This is a genomic window from Lacrimispora sp., from assembly GCF_032078915.1.
In the GTDB taxonomy this organism is placed as follows: domain Bacteria; phylum Bacillota; class Clostridia; order Lachnospirales; family Lachnospiraceae; genus Lacrimispora.
This window is the reverse complement of the sequence record NZ_DAMAUN010000095.1, coordinates 1-21,862: the sequence shown is the minus strand read 5'-3', so window position 1 is coordinate 21,862 and position 21,862 is coordinate 1. Positions and strand designations below refer to the sequence as shown.

Annotated in this window: 16 protein-coding genes; all 16 read right to left on the bottom strand. The window is 35.6% G+C overall.

The window, feature by feature from the left end; genetic code table 11:
- Positions 1 to 758 precede the first annotated feature (758 nt).
- The 16 genes from RT269_RS25290 to RT269_RS25225 all read right to left on the bottom strand — a co-directional run bounded on the left by RT269_RS25290 (position 759) and on the right by RT269_RS25225 (position 21,842).
- Positions 759 to 1,937, bottom strand: a complete 1,179-nt coding sequence (locus RT269_RS25290) for a glycosyltransferase family 4 protein (protein ID WP_313186818.1) — start codon at positions 1,935 to 1,937, stop codon at positions 759 to 761.
- A gap of 49 nt (positions 1,938 to 1,986) precedes the next feature.
- Positions 1,987 to 3,123 (bottom strand): non-hydrolyzing UDP-N-acetylglucosamine 2-epimerase, encoded by a 1,137-nt coding sequence (gene wecB, locus RT269_RS25285; protein ID WP_313186816.1) that lies wholly within the window; start codon positions 3,121 to 3,123, stop codon positions 1,987 to 1,989.
- Positions 3,124 to 3,131: 8 nt separating this feature from the next.
- A complete protein-coding gene (locus RT269_RS25280) occupies positions 3,132 to 3,986 on the bottom strand; it encodes a sugar nucleotide-binding protein (RefSeq protein WP_313186814.1) in 855 nt (284 codons plus the stop codon).
- A complete protein-coding gene (locus RT269_RS25275) occupies positions 3,983 to 5,029 on the bottom strand; it encodes a polysaccharide biosynthesis protein (protein WP_331664229.1) in 1,047 nt (348 codons plus the stop codon). The genes RT269_RS25280 and RT269_RS25275 overlap by 4 nt, the downstream gene beginning before the upstream one ends.
- A complete protein-coding gene (locus tag RT269_RS25270; RefSeq protein ID WP_313186812.1) occupies positions 5,026 to 6,138 on the bottom strand; it encodes a glycosyltransferase in 1,113 nt (370 codons plus the stop codon). The genes RT269_RS25275 and RT269_RS25270 overlap by 4 nt, the downstream gene beginning before the upstream one ends.
- Before the next feature lie 83 nt (positions 6,139 to 6,221).
- On the bottom strand, positions 6,222 to 7,439 hold the full coding sequence (locus tag RT269_RS25265; protein ID WP_313186810.1) for a methyltransferase domain-containing protein: 1,218 nt from the start codon (positions 7,437 to 7,439) through the stop codon (positions 6,222 to 6,224).
- 16 nt (positions 7,440 to 7,455) lie between these two features.
- Positions 7,456 to 10,893: a glycosyltransferase gene (locus RT269_RS25260; RefSeq protein WP_313186809.1), complete on the bottom strand. Its 3,438-nt coding sequence runs from the start codon at positions 10,891 to 10,893 to the stop codon at positions 7,456 to 7,458.
- Between the two features lie 31 nt (positions 10,894 to 10,924).
- Positions 10,925 to 12,085, bottom strand: coding sequence for a hypothetical protein (locus RT269_RS25255; RefSeq protein ID WP_313186807.1), 1,161 nt, complete (start codon positions 12,083 to 12,085; stop codon positions 10,925 to 10,927).
- Positions 12,086 to 12,112: 27 nt separating this feature from the next.
- Entirely contained in the window at positions 12,113 to 12,850 is a 738-nt protein-coding gene (locus tag RT269_RS25250) for an ABC transporter ATP-binding protein (RefSeq protein WP_313186806.1), read from the bottom strand.
- A 20-nt stretch (positions 12,851 to 12,870) separates the two neighbouring features.
- Positions 12,871 to 13,839: an ABC transporter permease gene (locus tag RT269_RS25245; protein ID WP_313186804.1), complete on the bottom strand. Its 969-nt coding sequence runs from the start codon at positions 13,837 to 13,839 to the stop codon at positions 12,871 to 12,873.
- Positions 13,840 to 14,090: 251 nt separating this feature from the next.
- Entirely contained in the window at positions 14,091 to 15,440 is a 1,350-nt protein-coding gene (locus RT269_RS25240; protein ID WP_313186802.1) for an exopolysaccharide biosynthesis polyprenyl glycosylphosphotransferase, read from the bottom strand.
- Between the two features lie 185 nt (positions 15,441 to 15,625).
- The gene (locus RT269_RS25235; protein ID WP_313186800.1) at positions 15,626 to 17,182 is read right to left on the bottom strand and encodes an O-antigen ligase family protein; all 1,557 of its coding nucleotides are present in this window, start codon (positions 17,180 to 17,182) and stop codon (positions 15,626 to 15,628) included.
- A gap of 1,234 nt (positions 17,183 to 18,416) precedes the next feature.
- A complete protein-coding gene (locus tag RT269_RS30270; protein WP_334308559.1) occupies positions 18,417 to 18,605 on the bottom strand; it encodes a group II intron maturase-specific domain-containing protein in 189 nt (62 codons plus the stop codon).
- Positions 18,606 to 18,713: 108 nt separating this feature from the next.
- Complete coding sequence (locus RT269_RS30165) at positions 18,714 to 19,103, bottom strand: reverse transcriptase domain-containing protein (RefSeq protein WP_331664230.1); 390 nt, start codon at positions 19,101 to 19,103, stop codon at positions 18,714 to 18,716.
- Positions 19,104 to 19,181: 78 nt separating this feature from the next.
- The gene (locus tag RT269_RS30160) at positions 19,182 to 19,634 is read right to left on the bottom strand and encodes a hypothetical protein (RefSeq protein ID WP_331664228.1); all 453 of its coding nucleotides are present in this window, start codon (positions 19,632 to 19,634) and stop codon (positions 19,182 to 19,184) included.
- Positions 19,635 to 20,147: 513 nt separating this feature from the next.
- Positions 20,148 to 21,842, bottom strand: a complete 1,695-nt coding sequence (locus tag RT269_RS25225) for a cell wall-binding protein (RefSeq protein ID WP_313186819.1) — start codon at positions 21,840 to 21,842, stop codon at positions 20,148 to 20,150.
- Positions 21,843 to 21,862 lie beyond the last annotated feature (20 nt).

Genomic DNA, 21,862 nt, shown 5'->3' with positions numbered 1-21,862 from the left:
AGGGTGGACTAGGGACTTTCACCCATTAGAACGTGCGCCCGCTGGGCACACTACAGACAAGGACAGAACCTTGAAATAACCGTTCTGTCCTTGCATAACTATCAACATATTTTATATCAGTTTTTCACCAAATAACCAAAAAAAGCCACCTATCATTAAGCCAAATAAAACAGTTAAAATATTGAAGTTACCAAGTATTAACGATGTAAAATCTCCCAAAGCTATATCTTGACTTATTACGCAAATATAACCATAATAGTATGCATCAAGACATGTTATTAAAAATAATATACAAAATAGATATTTTATTCAAAGTATTATATTTAAGGCTCTTTTTCCTCGTTTACACATGGTATTTAATATTAAATAAAATAAACTTAACGAAACTGGCATATACACACACCATAAGAAACTAGTTACTTCCGAAAAATTTAAAATTTTAATAAATATCTCTAGTAGACCCAGCGCCATTATTATGGAGATAACAAAATATAATTTCATATCCCGATAAGAACAGGTTGTTTTAGGTTTAGCATATCCGTATATTAAATAACTCATAAATAGAGTATCTATTATTATTAACAAACTTTTACCTCATTAAATATGATTAATCTTTCTGTATTATAGATTTTAACAGTATGCCCTGGTCAATTGCTATGCGATTAATAACTTCACAATATTGAATAACATTATAATTCATAGAAACAAAATAGTCTATTACAATTATCAATCAGTATTGTTTACAAAATAAGTCTACTTTATAGATAATTTGGGAGTTCATATCTCTTATAGATATTCCTCATATGACCTTCAACGCATTCTCTTGAAAATTTTTCTGCCTTCAATGCATTCCGTTTTCCACAAGCTTTCAATTCGTCTGGATCTTTTAAAAAATATTCAATTGCTTCTGCATATGCCTCAATATCATCTGCCTTATCTACCATTATGCCGCCATCACAATTTCTCCATCTAGTTTTCATATCATCCTGAGTGTTCTCATCCATCAAGTCCCTGCTTCCCCGTATATCAGAACATACAACCGGCAGTCCATTAGCCATAGCTTCAAGTAGTGCCATAGGTAACCCCTCCTGAAAAGAAGGGAATACATACAAATCAGCGATCTGATAAATTTCAAAAATGTCTGAGCGGTACCCTGCAAAAAACACACGATCTTCCAGCATCATTTTTTTAACCACATCTGCTAGGTGCTTAGCCAGCTCCCCTTGGCCACAGACTACATACAACAGAGATTCATCTTGAATTCGTGTGATTGCTCGTATCACGCTTTCATGATTTTTCCGCTTAATTAATTCCCCCGCTGACAAAACAATCTTTTTATCCGTAGGAATTCCCAACTCCGCCTTTTTCTTGTCAATATCCGTCTCGGATACGTACCTAATTTTCTTCAAATCAATTCCAACTCCAGGAATATAATCCACATAACGGGCATGAAACTTACTGGCTCGTTTATAGTCCTCTTCATTAATACACACCAGCTGATCCGTATAGCGTGACAACCACTTTTCTACCGGATAATAAAACAACCAATTAACTAATGGTGCACCTTTATAAAAATGAAACCCATGAGCCGTATAAAACACTGGTACAGTCCCTGTAGCATGAGCGGCCAACCTTGCCACCACCCCTCCCATAGGGGTGTGGCAGTGCACCAATTGGAAGTGCTCTTTTTCCATTAAACTTTTTAATTGCTTATATGCCTTCCAATTTTTCAAACTATAAGGACTCCGCACAAAATCAATCTGATGTCTTACAATTCCGGTACCATCCAGGCGACTATTATCCTTTCCATAAGACGGTATATGGTAATTTGAAGCATAATGTATCTCATATCCCATCTGCTGTAGCAGTCTGACATTATTCATCTCAAACTGCGGCACAAATCCGCTTACAGTAGTAACTAATAACGCTTTTTTCATCTTCAGCCTCATCCCTTTAAAAAAGAGTGCGCAAATGCAAATATCATTGTTACTCTTTCCGCCAAATCATTCTATTTATGATTCCAGTATAGCTTTGAATGATCTTTACAACTTTAGTCGAAACGTTCTGGTCTATATAGTCCGGCACATCAGTCCCTAATTCATTGTTTTTCTGCATTGCAGTGGCAAGTTCTACCGCTTGTAGAACCTGTTCTGCAGTAATACTTCCAATCACAAAGTTTCCTTTGTCTAAAGCCTCTGGTCTCTCAGTACTGGTTCTAATCGAAATTGCAGGAAATTTATAGAAAGACGCCTCCTCCGGTACAGTACCACTATCCGAAACCACACAAAAAGCATTTTTTTGCAGATTATTGTAATCAAAAAATCCAAATGGTTTTAAAGTTCTCACATTAGAATGGAACTTAAAATTTCTTTTTTCAATAAATTTTGCACTACGTGGATGAGTGCTATATATTACTGGCATATTATACTTCTCTGCTATAGAATTAACTGCACTCATTAGCTGCATAAAATTAGCTTCGTTATCAATGTTTTCCTCTCGGTGCGCAGATAGTAAAACATAGTTTCCTTTTGTTAATCCCAACTGTTCTAATGCATTGCTGTTCTCAATTTGATCACTATATTTCGCTAAGACCTCTGCCATTGGAGAACCAACAACATATGTATACTCTTTTTTGACACCAGCATTTGATATATATCTGCGTGCATGCTCAGTATAACATAGATTAACGTCACTTGTTACATCAACAATTCTTCTATTTATTTCCTCTGGAAGGTTTTCATCAAAACATCTGTTACCTGCTTCCATATGAAAAATCGGAATTTTAAGTCTTTTTGCAGAAATTACAGATAAGCAAGAGTTGGTATCTCCTAAGACGATAAGTGCGTCTGGTTTTATTTCCTGCATCAATTTATACGATTTGGAAATTACATTCGCCATGGTTTCTCCAAGATCCTCGCCTACAACTCCCAAATAGTAGTCCGGAGCGCGCAGCCCCAGATCATTAAAAAACACTTCATTAAGCGTATAATCATAGTTCTGACCAGTATGTACTAATATATGATTAAAATATTTGTCACTCGTTTTAATAATTTCTGACATTTTAATGATTTCGGGGCGTGTCCCGACAATGGTCATCAATTTTAGCTTAGCTACATTACTCATAAATACACCTACCTATAATAATGGGGGTACAACTCTATATGAGCCATTACCCAGTCGTACATTTCCGATATCATCTGCTCGTAACTTGGTACAACAAACGAAAAATCTCCTCTTGTTCTAACAAGCTGTTTATTTACCTGAAGTTTGTCACTAGGTAAAATTTTTAGTTCATTATTTCTAAAATATTTATTAAACAATCCCAACAAATCATATTTAGAAATAGATGAATTGTTTACTAAGTTATAAAGCCCTGATAAGTTCTCCTGCAATGCCTGCTCCATAGCTTTCGCCAATGTCAAGGTTGTAACACCAGTCCACATAGCACCAGTATAACCATTAATTGTACCACCTTGTTTCATAAACCAATTAAATAAGCCAATCCCATGATCATACATATCTGGCCCAACAATAGAATTTCTAAAAGTAAGATTCTTGCTGTCCGAAATTTCACCTAGCGCTTTTGATCGGTCATAGAAAGTTTCACCGTCTCTAAAGCTTTCTTCTGTATAGTTGCCTGTCCTTCCTGAAAAGACACAGTCTGTACTCATGTGTAACACCTTAGTTTTTGTTTCCTTAGTTAAGTCAACTAACTGATGAGGTAAATAGCTATTGAGGTATACAGCCAACGCTTTATTATCCTCTGCACTTTTGTTAAGTATGCCTATGCAATTAATAATACCATCGAATTTCCCTTCAGAAATTACCTTTTTTAACAATTCTGTATCAAAAGCATTACCGACAATATTTTCACAATGTGCAAATGGTGTAGTGGAAAATGAAACAACATGATGGCCACACTCTTTAAAATATAGTGAAATCATATGTCCAGCCATACCAGTTGCACCTAAAACCAATATTTTCATCTATTTTTCCATGCCTCCAATTCATCTCTTACATAACTTAGGGTTAACAATTTCTCTTTTACTTGTTCAATATTCAGCCTTGTTGTGTTGTGGGAGGTATATGGCTCAATTGATTCAATCTCGGTATTACCTACTTCAAAGTACTTTTCATAATTAAGATCTCTCTTATCAACCGGCACACGGAAATATCCGCCTTCATTGATACTCTTTATTTTTTCCTCTGCTGTCATAAGTGTTTCGTAAAGCTTCTCACCATGTCTGGTTCCAATATTTCTAATCTCTGCACTTGGATCAAATAATTCAATCACTGCTTCAGCCAAATCGGCAATTGTACAAGCCGGTGCCTTCTGAATAAACAAATCACCAGGATTAGCATTTTGAAAAGCATAAACCACTAATTCCACTGCTTCATCCAGACTCATCAGAAAACGTGTCATATTTGGATCGGTAATTGTCAGTGGTTTTCCAGCCTTTATCTGATCGATAAACAGCGGGATAACACTACCTCTAGAGCACATTACATTGCCGTAACGAGTACAGGCTATTGTAGTTTTATCAGAAGGTACAGTTCTTGCTTTCGCGGTAATAACCTTTTCCATCATAGCTTTGGAAATCCCCATTGCATTAATAGGGTAAGCAGCCTTATCAGTAGAAAGGCAAATTATACGCTTAACTCCCAAATCAATTGCCGAAGTTAGTACATTGTCAGTTCCCAGCACGTTGGTTTTCACAGCCTCCAGCGGAAAGAATTCACAAGAAGGAACCTGCTTTAGTGCTGCCGCATGAAATATATAATCAACGCCATACATTGCATTTTTAACACTAGAAATATCTCTGACATCACCAATATGGAATTTAATCTTGTCATTTTTATACAATTTTCTCATATCATCCTGTTTTTTCTCGTCACGAGAAAAAATCCTAATTTCACCGATATCTGTTGATAAAAATCTTTCCAAAACAGCATTACCAAAACTACCGGTTCCGCCTGATATAAATAGCGTTTTTCCTTTGAAAATGTCATCTGGTTCTTTGGTCATCATAGTTTCTCTCCTTTTAATAAGTCTTTAATATCCTGTACCAAGCGATTGTTTATATATATATCCTCACAAAATAACTCTCTATTCTGCAAAGCGATCTTCTTTCTCTCTTCAGGGTCATCTATCAATATCTTTATACCATCAAATAAGCTTTGCTCAGTCGTTCCCGATATTATCCCCCCTCCATGGTCCAGTTGCTCATGTGCGCTTGGGAAGTCCGTAGTAACTATAGCACAACCCAAAGCTCTGGCTTCTGCAAGTGCAATGCAATAGCTTTCATATTTTGATGGCTGCACATAAATATCTGCGGCCGCCATAGTTCTGTAAGGATTATCTAATTTACCTGTAAATACAGCATTATCTTTGCATCCTAATTTAATAGCAAGTGCCTCTAGCCTATCACGATCCACACCGTCACCAATAAAATACCAGTGCACATCATATCCAGCTACCACCAACTTCCCCAATACACTTAATGCTTTTTCAATGCCCTTTTCATGACTGAGTCTGGCAACTGTAACAATGTTAACACCATTTGCGGAAAGTTCAACACCATTGAATATAGCTGCCTTTCGGCAAATATCTGCACAGTCTATATGAGGCAATAATACCTGGGTACGTTCTGCAAACTCTGGCAAACACCGCAAAAAACTTTCTCTAGCAGATTGAGAAGTGCAATAAATACTATCAAATCTACCATAGATTTTCATTTCAACGGAAGCATCATACTGGGCCTTTTCAAAATCAGTATGTATTACCGCAAGTTTACATATTCCTGCAATGTTTTTTGCAGCATACCACGTTGCCATTCCATCTTGAAAGGCAACAACTACATCATAGCTATCATTTACTAAGGTGTATCTTTTACTTACCAGCAAATGCCCATGTCTATGATAAATTCCCTTCAATACATGGAAAAGAGGTTTTAAGCCCAGTCTATTTAAGAAGTTGGAAATATTTTTACGAAGACCTTCCAAATCCTTAATTCCGGCTACCTTCTTTACAGTTACCCATTCAGGTAACTGATCAAGCATTTCGCCTTCCCTATTTAATAAAAGAATTTCCACTTTACAAGTAGAGTCTTTTAAATCACGCAAAATATCAAGCAACATTTTCGAAACGCCACCCATTGTCATAGAAGGGAGTAAAAATGCAACTTTCCGCTCATATCGCATTACTTTACACCTACTTTTGTTTATCTTTTTCTTATTATATCAACCAAACGTCTTGCTGGAGCAGTGATTTTCCAACTACTGCTCGTTAATATCATTGCAATCTGGGCCTTTAGTTCATCAACAATCTTTGCATTCGTCTCAGCCCTCTTACGTTGCATACCCAAGTCTGACTCTAATTGGCGAGAATACTCTTCAACAGTCAAAATCTGCGACTGCGACTCAATATATTGCTGATTTTTCGCTTCAATCGATGTCTGAAGTTCCTCAACCTGCCTCAGTAATTCCTCGTTCTGACTAATTGCTGCCTTAGCCTGCGACTGTAACGCTTCTCGTTCTTTTATCAAAAAATTGTATTGTTCTTCTATACGCAACTGTCCGGAATTTCGGTAATCAATCGGTGCTTTTGCTACCATGCTTCTTAAATTTACAAGTTCTCTTTCAATATTTTCCGGTACTGTTTCATCATATCGCAACGTCACAAAAAATTGTTGCGTATTCTCTGCAGTTGGTACAAAATCAGTGCAAGTAAATTTCAGCAAACCAGCACGAGTACAATCATATAGAAATTTCAAAAAGCCAATATCACTAAATGGCCAATAATGGACATCATCCTCATGCAATCCGTCCATTATACGGTTATAAGCAGCTTTAGCGGCTTCAAAAGAATTAACTGGCATATGGTTCTCCATTTGATATGCCTGCCAAAAAAATGGCTCAGAATTCTCTTGAATCGCATTGAACAAAAAGTCAAATACCATTCTCCCGTTTGCCTTATAACCTTCTTGACTCACTTCAAAGGCATCACGAAAAGAAGCTTCTTGCCTGTAGTGATCAAAACAATACCGTTTATCTGGGTAAACAATAATTAATGATCCACCAGGTTTAAGAGCAGATAGAATATCATCGAAAAAATATAAAATATCATCGACATGTTCTATAACATGTGACATTATTACAAAGTCAAACTTTTCTATGTTTTCAAAAGTATTTGAGTAGTTTTTTCTTAAAACAAAATCAATATCGACTATAGTATCTATGGCGATAGAAATACCTGTTGTCTCTAAGTATGCATTGCCAGAATACAAAGCTTTAATTGCTTCCGTCGTTCTTATGTCACAGTAAAAACAATTCGGATATTGATCTTTGGTAAATATTGGTCGGTTAAGAGGTCCAATTTCCAAGATTCTAGCATTTCTATCTTCTACCTTTGGATCCGCATATTTATATCTATCATCCATAAATACTATCCTTTCCTTATAATACAAAAAGTTTTCTTTTTACTTTTTTTAAAGTCTCTTTTAAACCACTTTTTTTCAATGATAACTGCGTTTTCCGAATTAAACGAAGAGGTTTCGTAATTTTCCATGAGAAACTATTCATCATGTCAATACATTCCTGCTGATATGCGCCATCGTATAATGGATAATATACCAAATCACCTGTTCCATTCGTAACTTCTACACGTGAAGCCAACAGATTTCGGATGCAATTTTCATATTCCTTTATTGCCTGCTTAAACAAAGCCTGCTGATTTTTGGACTTAAACATAAAATTTTCTCGTAAAGCAATGTTTAAATCAGCTTGCTGATCCATACTATATTGAAGAACAAGTTCAATAAGATTTTCCCAGCGGCTTACAATTTTATCTTTGCTGTACTTATGGATAATATTACTAGCTGCTAAGCTCATTTGATTTAATTTTTCATTATCTTCCAATAGATCAATAATCTTTTCTGACATTTCATCAAGGTTGCCTTGGGGAATAATATAGCCATCAACTCCATCGTTAATGATATCATCCAACCCAGAACCTTCAAAGATCACTGATGGTATTCCGTAAGACGCTGATTCAGTTATAGCAAGTCCAAATCCCTCATAAAGGGAAGTCATCAGATGCAGGCAGGCCTTCTCATAGTATTGTTCTACGTCCTTAATCCAACCTGTAAAATGAATTCTGGAAAGAGGTAAATTCAATCTTCTAATCAGCATTTCATAGGTCATACCTTCATCACCAGGTACATTCAACTCCAAATCATACGGACCTACAACATATAATTCTACAGCTTCATTTTTCATTGAAATCTTTTTGAATACCTGTAATAATTCTTTTAATCCTTTACGTTGATCATCAAATCTACCAACGGCAATTATATTTTTCTTTTGGTGTTGTCTAGCACGCTCAAAACTCTCCATTGTTATCATATTAGGCATAATCAAAGCATTGTCATGAAGTTGACTATAAAAACTAGCACTAGTACTATTTAACCAAATAACCGCATTTGCACAGGAGAGTGCGTTATTTTTCATGGATAGACATTTATACAAATCGGTATTCCAGTATGGCAAAAAGTAAAATTCATGAGACCACGCAATTGTTTTAATCCCCATACTGCGAAGTGGCTTGTATAGATTCAAAGACGACGGTGCACAATTGTAACTATTAATGCAGATATCAACATCAAGTATTGCCAGAAGTTTAGGCAAAATTTCTGCATTATCAGTAATTTTCGGAGCTTTAACTTGTATAACATCTTTGCAGAGAGGATATCCACTTTCATCATAATGGTCATCTACAACCAACAGTATTTCATACTTTTCAGTTAATAAGCTGGCCATTTGTAATACAATTCTATTAAGACCTCCAAGCTCATTAGGAAATGGTAACAAAAATGCAATACGTGGCTTCGTTTTTATTGTTGCAATAGTGCTCTTTATAGCTTTTTGCATTAATATGTGATTAGATATATTTATTTCTTTTGCCAATCTTTTAATATGTAAATAATCGTTTCTCACTTCCTTAATAAATTCTCTAATGATGCAGCGCCACAAATAATTTGCAACGTTTACATACCCCGTATTTCTAACTATAAAATCTTTTGTTTCTATATAAAAATCAAGCACGGTATCACTTATCTGGCACTTTTCATCTTCAGATAAATTCTCTATCATACTAATCCAAAGATTGTCACACTCCGCTATATGTGAAGTAATCAACTTTTTACTATCCTGCTCGTCGTGACTTCTTGATTTTACATAGCAACCTTCGTAATATGCAATTGTCTGTCCACGTAAAATACGAAACCACAAATCATAGTCTTGTGTGGTTGGCAAATTGGGATTAAACATTCCCACTCTCATAAAATGACTTTTATGAATTAAAACTGCACAACCATTAATACCTCCCCTCATAACTGCAAATAGAGGTTTCTTAATTTGATCATTCGTATACATTTTATGAAGATTAACATCATATAATGTCTTACCATTTGCATCGACTACTGTATAACCCCCAGCAACAAAAACAGTCTTATTTGGTTGCCTAAATAAAAATTCTATTTCTCTTTCTATCTTATCATACGTATACATATCGTCATGACTAAGCCAAGCAAAGTAATCACCAGTCATGTTCTCAATACCTGCATTTAGAGCAGTAGCTACCCCTCCATTTGACTTATTAATATATCTTATTCGATCTCCGTAAGAGCGCGCTATTCTATCAGTTTCTCCACTATCTGTCGAGCCATCATTAACTACAATAACTTCAATATTAGGGTAAGTCTGAGCAAGCGCGCTACCAATGGCATCTCGCATATAATTTGCGCCATTATATACAGGGATAACTATAGATACTTTGGGGCAAAATCTCTCAGGTAAATTTTTCCACTTACTTATATGTTGTTTCAACTCTTCTAACCTACCTTTCGAAAACAACTCCATTGCCTTCTCATAATATAGCCGAACACCTATTGGTGCCCACATATCTAAATTATTTTTTAAAAAGACATTTTTTTCAGGGACCAAATAATTTTTTAGGTCATCTTGATAATTAAGCTGTTGATAGAACATGCTAATATAATCAATATTATCCATTTTCAGGAGTTCGATAAATGTGTATAAAATACTTGTTGAAAATAAAATTCTACATGCTACGTCTCCATATGGCAATTGGCGAACTCTATCACAAGTCAATCGTACAGAAATTGCTACATCCAATCTATGTGAATTAAAACCAGAGCGTTCTAATGATCCAGCTCTCTGCACATAATGGTAATATTGAAACGGGTAGTAAACTATTTTATTTGCATTGAGCAAAGAAGGAATAACCGCTGGTATATCATCACAACACCTTCCTTCGAAAAAGGGATACTTACAAATAAGTGATTTCTGAATAAGTTTTGTACAGGCAGATGCACCAGACCAGTGGCTTACAACTACATCGGCATTAATTACTTTTGTCTCGTTGACGATGCCATCATGCATAACCTCATTTTCATCAATGTGAGATCTTATTGTTTTATCCGAATAAATTAAGTCTATATTAGTACATATTACATTCGCACCAAATTTTATTCCTGCATCATAGAGATCCTTATAATAATCTGGGTCTATAAAGTCATCAGAGTCTACAAACCCTATATACTCTCCACGGGCTTTTTCCAATGCAATATTCTTCGTATATCCAGCCCCCATATTCTTTTTATTTTCATAGAAATATATATAATCATACTTTTCTGCATAATGCCCTATAATTTTTGCTGTTTCATCAGTAGAAGAATCATCAACTACAATTATTTCAACTTCCTTTAAAGTTTGGTTCATAATAGAGAATAAACACTTTTCTATTGTCAATTCACAATTGTAAGCTGCAACAATTACTGATACTTTGGGTCGTTTACGCTCTCTTAAATTCATTTAGTGACCCCCCGTTATTTTAATCTGCTATTTAATTATTAATTGATAAGCGCTCTAACCAAGAATCCAAAATCTCCACACCTTTACGGCAGTGAAAACGCTCATCACTGTCAATATGTTTACCAGTAGTATTTGATACACAACTCAGTAACATGTTTGCAATTTCTTTAGTATCGTGTCCTGCTATAGCACACCCAAGTTCCTTTGCAATATCAGATGTAGCGCTGTCATCATCAGTTATTGCAATTATCTCTGCACCTACCGACATATAGTCGTAAATTTTTACAGGTACATACATATTCTTGCTTTTTTCCGGAAAATAAGGATCAAGAATCAAAGCAAAATCTGCTGTTCTCATGTACTCCAAACTCTGTTCATAATCAACTTCATCTACAAAGCGAAAGCTATTAGCAACTTTCGAACCGACAATAGCATCTTTTTCAGAGCTACAAATAAATCCAACTTGTATAAGCTCCAAGCTATTATACTGATTTGGATAACCTTGCTTTAATATCTCAAAAGCCTCAACAACTTTGGTAAACGTACGAGCACCGTAGATCTGACCGACATGGGCAATAACTACTTTTTCACCTGGTTGTTTTGGGTTACATTCTTGTAACTTGACCCCTTCATGCCCATAAGGCGTAATCACTATTTTATCTTGAAAACGTTTATATTTTTTTCCTAGAACATATCTTGCTAAGCGGTCATTATTAAAAACAAGTAGATCTCCAAATCTCGTTCCTAACCATGCAGCACATCCAAACACCTTCATTAAAAGGTAATTAGGTTGTTGTTGAAGATTTTTTCTAAAAAGCGAGAAAAAGCTAATAAAAGGTGAATTCCAAATCGGATCAGAAAAGTACACCACCCATTTTACATGCGGCCTCAATAACTTAATTAAAATCCCAGCAAAATGCCCATTCGGCGGCATAACCCTTGTCATTACAACATTATAATGTTCCGTTTTATCAAGCTTTAAAAACTGTTTAACTACGTTAAAAGGCCATTTTATATATCGACCTTTAACAGGAAATACTCTCACCTTATTGGTATCGTCGCACTGCACCTTTTGCATACAACTGCAAACATCATAGTATAACTTTGAGTTTTCAAGTGTTCTCTTACAAACCACACTTTCCCCCGACATCTTCGGCGGATAGCTCCATGCTGCTACAAAAATTCTCTTCAACTATTCACTTCCTCTATAGTATAATCATCACTGCATTGACAGATATCTTTCGCAAATTTCTCTTGCAGGGCCGACATCTTTAAGTTCTCCCTTTTCTAGCCAAGCTGCCCGATCACAATATTCTTCAATTATATCTGACGAATGTGAAACCATCAGTACAGTAGTACCATCACTCATGAGCTCTTTTATTCTATCGTTACACTTTTGTTGGAACTTATAGTCTCCTACACCCAAAATCTCATCAACAATTAATATTTCAGGTTTTACTATAGTAGCAACCGAAAACCCCAATCGCGCATGCATGCCTGATGAAAAATTTTTAATGGGAACGTCAACAAACTCCCATAACTCAGCGAAATCAATGATTTGCTCAAATCGTTCTTTCATATACTTCACCGAGTAGCCCATCACTGCACCATTCATAAAGACGTTTTCTCTGGCTGTAAGTTCGGTATCAAAGCCAGCTCCCAATTCAATAAGCGGCGCAATAGTTCCTTTAGCAGACACAGTTCCTGTAGTTGGTTTAATTACCCCTGCCACAAGCTTTAACAAGGTTGATTTTCCAGCACCATTAAGTCCCACCAAACCAAACACCTCGCCCTTTGAAATTTCAAGTGAAACATCCTTAACAGCTATAAACTCATCATAAAATAATTGTCTTTTCATAAGTTTAATCACATACTCTTTGATGCTATCGACTCTATCTTTACTCAAATTATACTTCATTGTAACATGATCCAATCTGATCACCGAATTATCATTCATTGAACTCTTCTCCTAATGCACTAAACGTATAAGATAAATCTATCTTGTTGCCTATAAAAAATAATTATACCAGATATCAAAGAAACAAGCGCTAGTAAAATGCAAACTAAATTCTGCCATAAACTGGGCACTCCTCCGTATATCGCGACTGTTCTGAAACACTCCACAAAATGATATAATGGATTTATTGATATCAACCATTTAAAATGATCCGGTATGATGCTTATAGGATAAAAAAGGGGGGTTATATACGTAACAGCAGTTATCAGCACTCCATATAAATAAGACATATCCCTGAAATATACTATGGCCGCCGCTAATATTAAACCAATCCCTAGAGAAAAGACAAAAATATACAGAACAGGTAAGGGTGCCAACAAAATTGTTGAGTAAATTGGACTTCCAGTCGCAAACATTACTATTAACAATGCAATTGTTGAAAAAAAGAAATTTATAAGTGCAGATATTGCTTTTGATAATGGAAAAATATATTTTGGTGTATTGACTTTTTTCATAAGAGGTGCCGATGCTAAAACCGAAAACATGCAAGTATTTGTTATTTCACTAAATAAAGTGAAAATTAATTGTCCACTTAACAAATAAACTGGATAATTTTGAACATCAAAACGAAATATTGAAGAAAAAACAATTGTCATAACACACATAGTTAATAATGGATTAAGAACTGACCACAATACCCCTAAAACAGAACGCTTATATTTTGATTTAAAGTCTCTTTTTACTAATTGAAAAAGTAATGATCGAAATCGATATAGCTTGCTTAAAAACGGGTAGAAACTTTTTCGTTTAACATATAAAATAAGTAGAAACATTATGACAAAAGCCAACATGCAAGATAAAACCATATACCTCAAAAAATTCCATGTTAGGTTCTCATTTAATGTTATAAACAATGTACTATCTTTAACTAATTGGAAGATTCCCAAGCTAAGTAACAAATAACTAATTATGCCTATTAATTTTTTCAAAATACTACTCCTTCATTATCCAAATATTGACCTTGCTATTTACTTTATTATTAAATATTATAACTTTACAAGGTATTATTTTCCAATCGTCATATTTTACCATTAATAAATAAATCCTTTTAAACCCAATCACTATTCGCTACTGGATCTGTAGCCAAATACACTTTTAATGGTAACGCAAGACCAAATAGTCAGGTTTTCAGGACTGTTCTTTTGAAAAATAGTACCTATCAACAAGCCCGTTACTTATGTTAACAGGTATAATCATCTGCTTCCACACCTTCCGCACTTTCTTTCATAAACATAATTTTAGGTGTCATAATAATCAGCTTTAGATCTAAAAGTAATGAATAATTACGAATATATGTTAAATCTAGTTTTAGTTTATCATATGCAGTTGTATTATACTTTCCAAAAATTTGCGCATAGCCAGTAAGACCTGCCTTGACCTTCGTCCGGTAGGAAAATTCTGGCATATCTATAAGAATTTCTTTTACAATTTCTGGTCTCTCTGGTCTAGGACCTACAAAGGACATATGACCCATTAATATATTAAAAAGCTGTGGAAGCTCATCCAATCTTGTTCTCCTCAGGAAATGTCCAATAGGTAAGATTCTAGAATCCCCCTTTGAAGCCAAACGTGCCACCCCATTCTTTTCAGCCTCCTGAATCATGGTACGAAACTTATATATACTAAATATTTTGTCTTCTCTAGTCAGTCTAGATTGTTTAAAAAAGACAGGACCTTTATCTGAAAGTTTAATGCTAAAACCTATGATAATAAAAAGAGGACTTGTTATCACTATTCCTATTAAAGCTCCTATTATATCGATTAACCGTTTCATAAATAGTTGCTCAATAGTAAATCCTTCATTTCTGGAAAGTAATAGTGGAGAGTCAAACAAATTCAACTCAACAGAGCTTTTTAATAAAATGTCTGATATCTTTGGAACACTGTAGGTACGGACAGAATTTGCAAAACAATACTTTAATATCAAATTTCGTTCATGAGATGAAATATCTCCTACTATTATACCATCATATTTACATATCTCCTGTTGCAAGAAAGCAATTCCCTGCTCAATATTTATTACTCTACATATCTCATACTTATCTTCCCTAGAATTAATTTTTTCCATAAGATGATAATCAGACCTATTACCAGTAATTAGAAGCATCTTTCTTGGCGGAAATAGCTTTCCATAAATCCCTTGATAGATGAAAGTCCAACCTACAATAACTAAAAAATCCCACGCTGTCATTCTGATTAACTGTAAAGGATTTAAAAAATGCTTATCTAAAACTGCAATTTGTAAGTACGTAAAAATATTAGTGAAAATTACTGCTAAAATTTGAGAATATATTAAATTTCCTTTTTTTAAATATCCAACTTTAAATCCACCATATGTACTCATAAAAAGAATAAGAAGAATCCCATAAAGGAAAATCATCATCCAATTTCCACGTCGAAAAAACGGAAACTCAATAATTCGATTATAATGATCTATCCAAGTCCAGCCATACAGTACAATCAGCATTGATGTAATTCCAAAAGTAAAAAACACTTTAACAAGTCTTTTATATTTTCGTTTATCTTTCATATAAATGCACCTTTACTTATCATTTTGTATTTCTACCTCCTCAAAGCGTTACTAGTATACCATAGTATTCACCTTAATTACAATGTTCTACAAAATAAAAAGAGCTGTTAGTTTTTAAGATTTTATGAATATTTTTCCTTTTTATCAAATTTTTACTACTTAATGATTTTATATTAAATTTTTACTTAATTATTATTAAACTTGGAACTACCCATTCCTAATAAAAGCCAATAAATCGGTGTAACTATTGGAAGATTAAGATTTACAAAGGCTTGAATGCTATAACAAATTAGCCCAAAAGCGATTGCTATAATATATGAATTTTTCTTTTTAAAATTAAAACATTTTTTTATACATGCAAATATAAATACCAAATACGAGACCAAACCTACTATACCAATAGTAAGTAAAAAATGTAAATATTCGTTATGAGCACTATCAAAAATCAAATTATAAGGATTACCTTTTGTTTGGTACATTAATAAAATCCCAAATGTTTCTGGGCCGAAACCAACCATTTTTTGCCATATGTTGAACTTTGAAAAACGCTCAATAGCATTTCTCCAAATATAACCTCTATTGGTTCCCCAATCATCGTCAAATACAAGGTAATTGCCAATATTCCCGTATTTACCAATGTTTCCCTGAATATTACAATCATACATTACATATAAAATTATAATTAATACTGATAAAAGCAAGATTAACCAGATATATCTAAATAAATTTCCATATTCTCTATTCGGGTTTTTTTTAACATAATCCCATAAATACCAAAAGAAAATCAATCCCCAAAGGAAAAAGGTAAAAATCAACAATATGCCAGAATTAGCTAGTATGATAAATATACTATCTATTCCTATTACCATATCCTTAAAATAAAAGTTAATCAAGTTAATAAATTGAACAACAGAAAAAAATGTCGCCAATACAATAACATATTTCCGAATCCCGCTCTTGCTTCCAAACAAGTACAATGGTAAAAAACCAAATAATGCTCCTAATGAGAGATATGCATTGTCACTAACTCCCATAATAATAGCAAAAAAGGCAATCACCATACATAAATAGTGCCAAAACATGCTCTTAATCTTTTTATCTGTTGCAAACAAGACTGTTGCAATGGCCGCAACAATACCAACATACGCCGTATAGGTATTTATATTACCTATTGTTGAAGTAAAAATAAGCCACTGATCCGGAATCATAACAGCCTTAAAATGAAAAATATCTAATTTAAAGTAATCAGTAATTCCAAACAAGCATACAAGCATTCCAGCAACTAACATGATGTCAATATACCAATTCTTAAATTTCCAAAATCTACTTACACAAAAATAACTAGCAACATACCAAATTATCAAAAATAACCCTGAAAATCTTCCTTCATTGCCCCAGAAAGATTCAAAAAGATAGTCCGAAGTTAAAGTGGATAATATTGCAACTATTAAGAATATTATGACAGCATAATCTGCAACAGTAAACTTTTTCAAAGAAACGCTAAAAGAAAACTCCTTAAAAGACAAAACTGTCTGCTTTGCTCTTACTATGGCAAAATAACCCAGCACTAATATCACCATTAAAATCGTACAAATACAGTAATAATAGTATTTAGCAACAAGAATGTCAAAGTAACGATCTTTAATAACAATAGGAAGTCCTACACCAATTAATACCACATATATTCCAAGTACTATAGACAAAAATTCTCTTCTCTCTTCATTTTTACGTAATTCAATCATGATAAATAATCCCTTTCACATTTAATGTACTTAGTATAACACTTTGTTTTTAATCCTGCAACTTCCTCAACATCAAAGCCCTTTACCATATACTAGAATTAGTTCTTCGCCATTATTAAAAATAAAACAGATTAAATATTAAAATAGAATTTCAAGGGAATTTTAATACTTCAAACGATTCAAAACCCGTATACTCCACAGGCCACCCAAATACATTATCCCCGACTAAAGTTCGATATTAACGGATGTGCCCTAATTATAGCTAGGCTTATTCGACTTGGAAAATATCTTTGTAAAAAGAGTTAATCATGCGGATGCCTTCCTAAAGTTCTTCATTGAAATACACCCTTTAGAGCTGTCCTGTTCTTGTTCCGGTTGTAAAACCAAAAAGGTCCATATTACCCAACTCAGGAAATTAACGCCATCAGAAACGTCGTTATCTATGCACAGCCCGTGTCTACCTTTTAGGGAACACTACTCTTTCTTGCATCATTATCATCGCAAAACTAGATATCTGGCCTTTTATACCAATTCACTACTCTGACAAACATTCTCTTTAAAGTAGGTTTCCCTCCTTATGTTAACCATCTGCAGCTCCTGGACATAGTCCACTATGCAATGCCAGATAAGCTAACTAAGGCTATCTCCATCGATGAATTTTAGGGCAATGCCTCTACTGCGAAATATCTGTACATCTTTGTGAATCCTATAAAGCACGGAGCCTAGACTTCCTGCCGGACGTACACAGAGCCAGCTGGGTCATCGAGAAAGTACGCAAACAGCTCCAGCGATCCATGTCGGCATCTCTCAGAAAATGCTACATACGGAACCGATAGCTAATCTTAATCCGGATACTCCATTGTATATCACATGAAAAAACGGTCGATGATACAAAAGTTTATTCAGCATGAAAAAAAACTGCATATAGCAGGATTAATTATCAAAGCCGTTCTAATCGAGTAGGAGGCAGATAATTATTTTACCTGCTGACCTCTCACACCACCGTGCGTACCGTTCGGTACACCGCGGTTCCTTAGTTTTCACAATCTTTCAGATAAAACTCTGTGAATGTGGGATATCCCCATTCATGAAGTTTTGCGTTGTTTTTAGCATATTTTACCATTCGATTGTTACTACAGTTCCATACTCCTTGTCACATACTAGCATGCCATGCTATATATTCTTCTGGCATACCTAATGCCTTTAGCTTTCGGTATCTTGTCTTGACTTTCTTTCATTGTTTCCAATAGATTGCCCTGATTTTGTGTCGTAACCATTCGTCCGTTTTGTTAAGCAGCGATTTCATGTCCGCTAGACTAAAATAGTTTACCCAGCCCCTTATAAACTGTGTCAGTTTCCTTGCACGGTTTTCTTTTCCCCATCCATTGTTTCTATTTGTCAGTTCTCTGATTCTCTTCCTCATCTTTATTACTGACTTTGGGTGTACTCGTAGCCTGCATTTTCCCTTGTAACGGTAAAAACTATATCTAAGGTACTTGACTCTACTGATGTGTTTCACACATGTTTTCTCTCAGTTTACTTTCAGAAAAAGTTTACCCTCGATAAATGGCACTATGTTTTCTAAGGTTCTTTCTGCACACCTTTTGCTTTTACAGAAAATCATGCAGTCATCTGCATATCGGACAAATCTGTGTTCTCTACATGTCAACTCCTTATCCAGCTCATTCAGCATTATGTTACTTAGCATTGGCCTCAGTGGTCCGCCTTGTGGCATACCAACTTCACTCTTTTGAAACACTCCTTTGCTGGTAACTCCTGCATTTAGATATTTATAGAAAAGTGATATCACTTTTCCATCTTTGATGGTTCGTGATAATACTTCTATCAGTTTGCTTTGGCACACTGTATCAAAGAACTTTTCCAAATCCATGTCTACCACGTATTCATATCCGTCATTGATATTCTATTGGCATTGTTTCAGCGCATCATGTGCACTTCTTTTAGGTCGAAAGCCAAAACTATTCTCTCAAAACTCTTTCTAATAGATCGGAGTAAGCACCTGGGTAATCGCCTGCTGAAACACTCGGTCAACCACTGTTGGTACTCCCAGTTTTCGGTACTCGCCTTTTGTCTCTTTGGGTATTTCTACCCTGCGAACTGGGTTAGGTTTGTATTTCCCAGCCTTTAACCTTTGGATCAGTCGCTTCCCGTTATCTTTGAGGTATAGCAGAAGTTCAGCCACTTCCATCCCATCGACACCGCCTGCTCCTTTATTAGATTTTACTTTCCTATAAGCATTATTTAGATTTCCTGCTTGTAAAGTCTTTTCCATCAGTTTGTTCATCTGAAAATCTGTAATGATGTCGTTGTTTTCAGTAATCTTCTGATGGGCGGACACTTCTGCATACTCTTTCTGTTCCTCAGATACCATTTGCAGATAGCCCTTAATATGAAGTTGTCTGTCCTTTAATCCATCATTAGTTACTTTCATTTACTCACATCTCCTAAAGTTCAGTCCTTCCCACAATGTTTGCAACCATCATGGTACTATGACCTCGGCTGACTTCTCGCCATTCGTTGTTACTACAGACTTCATACTCTGTTTCTATCTGCTGACGAGACCTCCCCGAGTACTCACACGTTCTTTCTCTCCATCTATCTGCCTCATCTACTAAGTACATCTCCGTGCAGTTATAGGACTTTAGTTTGGATTGCAACCTTATCCATGCACTTAGCCTAATGAGATTTCTGTTCGTCAGACCAGAGATTCGCCGCCGCCTTTCTTCAGGTTCCACCTCACGATGGACACCCTTGGTATTGGCTATACCCTTCCCACTACCGGGTGGAATACGGACTTGCACCGCAGAACGTGCGCCCACCGGGTGCACAATGCAAGAATGGAGCGGGATTCAGAAGAATCCCCCCCCAACTATTGACAAAGAGTCAGAAAAAGACCGGAAATTCTTAATAACTTCCGGTCCTTTCTTTAAATTATTGCAATAAATTAGTTTTCAACGAAAACCTTTACAATGTTACCACTACCATTAACTTCGTAGCAACGGTCATTGCCGTCTTTAGCTTTGTTCTTGCCCTTCTGAACAGTACCAGCAGTATTAACTAATCTGTACTCAACAGTTGCAGTATCTTTTGCTGCATCTGTTAAATTGTATTCCTCTGAATATTTATCATTAGTTACAACACTATCAACGTCCATTAAGCGTAAGAATTCATCTGTTGTCAGAACAGTTGCACCAGTAAGTTTTCCATCAGTGCCAATATTAGCCTTAACTACAGCATACTTATCATCTTTATCTGCCGCTAACAGCATACCAGACTGATAATACTTCTTGTTATCAAGAGCTGTCTTACCTGCACCCTTGAAGGTACCAGACTTATTCAGTAAGAAACTATGAGTATCACCATCAATAGTGATGTTCTGTTTGTTAGTCTTTACAGCACCATCATCACCGAAGAAGTAGAATTTGTAGCCTTCACCTTCCCAATAAGAAGCATTAGCCTTAAATCCATCTGTTGTGTCATATGGATGAGTTGAATCGTCTTTCTTTGCAAGAGTAACAATAGTTTTATTGTCAGAAGCTAATTCAACAAATCTATAACCATCAATCATAGCTCCCTGGTTATCAAAAGCATACTTCTTGCTGTTGATAGTCTTCATTTGTCCTGTAATCAGCTTACCATCTTTATCAGCATAGTACCAGTTTTCAGAATCGTCGTCATAGTCACCTTCATTTAAGTAGGAGCCTGGAACAACCTGGAACCAACCCTTAGTTACTCTGGCGCCATCTTCTGGACTTCCATAATATCTAAATCCACTGCTGTATACCGGATTACCCTGTGTCTGAGTAGCTGTTTTGTCTCCGCTTGCCTGTGTAGCAGTTGTCTGTGTAGAATCCCAGTTAACCCACTCAGCATTCATACGGCCATCTACGTCAAAGCTGTACTTTTTGCCGTTGATAGTCTCGCCTTTTTTATCAGCTATCTTCTTACCATTGCTCTTGAAGTAGAACCAACGATCCTGCTCTTCATCGTCAAATGTATTGTCGCTGGAGAAACCTTTCTCTAAATCGCCAGTATTTTCCCACTGATCATCTTTGATGTGCATATATGCCCAACCAGTAGCCTGTGCGCCATCATTTTCATCACCGTGATAATAAACACCGTTATCAGCACGCCAAGCGTTGTCATCAGTTAATCTCTGGCCATCAGCATCAATCCAGCCATATAACATCTTAGCTTCATCATCAAAGATGTATTTCTTTCCATTAATGGTCTTGAAAGAAGCGCTGTTGCTGGTGCTGGAGCTCTTATATGCTTTACCATTAGAGCCAAAATAGTACCAATGATTTACAGGCTCATTATCATCATCACCATCATAATCATCGTTCTCAATGGAAACCCACTTATTGCCTACCATAGAACCGTTCTCATCTACATAATAGTAGTTGTCATTGTACTCAACAAGTACATCGGTAGCCATCTCGCCATCTTCGTTTAAGTAGAACCAGTTATCTCCTGATTTTTCCCACTTCTCTGTCTCTAAATCGCCGTTCTTGTCATAGTACACCCATGTACCATTTTCTTCCTGCCAGCCAGTAGCTGCGAAAGAGGACATGGAAGCGCCTAATGCCAGCAGTGCTGCTGTAGATAATACAGCAACTAATTTGGTCTGCTTTCTCATAATTAATGCACTCTCCTTTT

Excerpts from the sequence above, each read along its gene's own strand:
- RT269_RS25275 (WP_331664229.1), bottom strand. The coding sequence starts at position 5,029 with ATGATGACCAAAGAACCAGATGACATTTTCAAAGGAAAAACGCTATTT.
- RT269_RS25290 (WP_313186818.1), bottom strand. The coding sequence starts at position 1,937 with ATGAAAAAAGCGTTATTAGTTACTACTGTAAGCGGATTTGTGCCGCAG.
- RT269_RS25280 (WP_313186814.1), bottom strand. The coding sequence starts at position 3,986 with ATGAAAATATTGGTTTTAGGTGCAACTGGTATGGCTGGACATATGATT.
- RT269_RS25260 (WP_313186809.1), bottom strand. The coding sequence starts at position 10,893 with ATGAATTTAAGAGAGCGTAAACGACCCAAAGTATCAGTAATTGTTGCA.
- RT269_RS30160 (WP_331664228.1), bottom strand. The coding sequence starts at position 19,634 with ATGAAAGTAACTAATGATGGATTAAAGGACAGACAACTTCATATTAAG.
- RT269_RS25235 (WP_313186800.1), bottom strand. The coding sequence starts at position 17,182 with ATGATTGAATTACGTAAAAATGAAGAGAGAAGAGAATTTTTGTCTATA.
- RT269_RS25250 (WP_313186806.1), bottom strand. The coding sequence starts at position 12,850 with ATGAATGATAATTCGGTGATCAGATTGGATCATGTTACAATGAAGTAT.
- RT269_RS25270 (WP_313186812.1), bottom strand. The coding sequence starts at position 6,138 with ATGTTGCTTGATATTTTGCGTGATTTAAAAGACTCTACTTGTAAAGTG.
- wecB (WP_313186816.1), bottom strand. The coding sequence starts at position 3,123 with ATGAGTAATGTAGCTAAGCTAAAATTGATGACCATTGTCGGGACACGC.
- RT269_RS25225 (WP_313186819.1), bottom strand. The coding sequence starts at position 21,842 with ATGAGAAAGCAGACCAAATTAGTTGCTGTATTATCTACAGCAGCACTG.
- RT269_RS25265 (WP_313186810.1), bottom strand. The coding sequence starts at position 7,439 with ATGGATGATAGATATAAATATGCGGATCCAAAGGTAGAAGATAGAAAT.
- RT269_RS25240 (WP_313186802.1), bottom strand. The coding sequence starts at position 15,440 with ATGAAAGATAAACGAAAATATAAAAGACTTGTTAAAGTGTTTTTTACT.
- RT269_RS30270 (WP_334308559.1), bottom strand. The coding sequence starts at position 18,605 with ATGAGGAAGAGAATCAGAGAACTGACAAATAGAAACAATGGATGGGGA.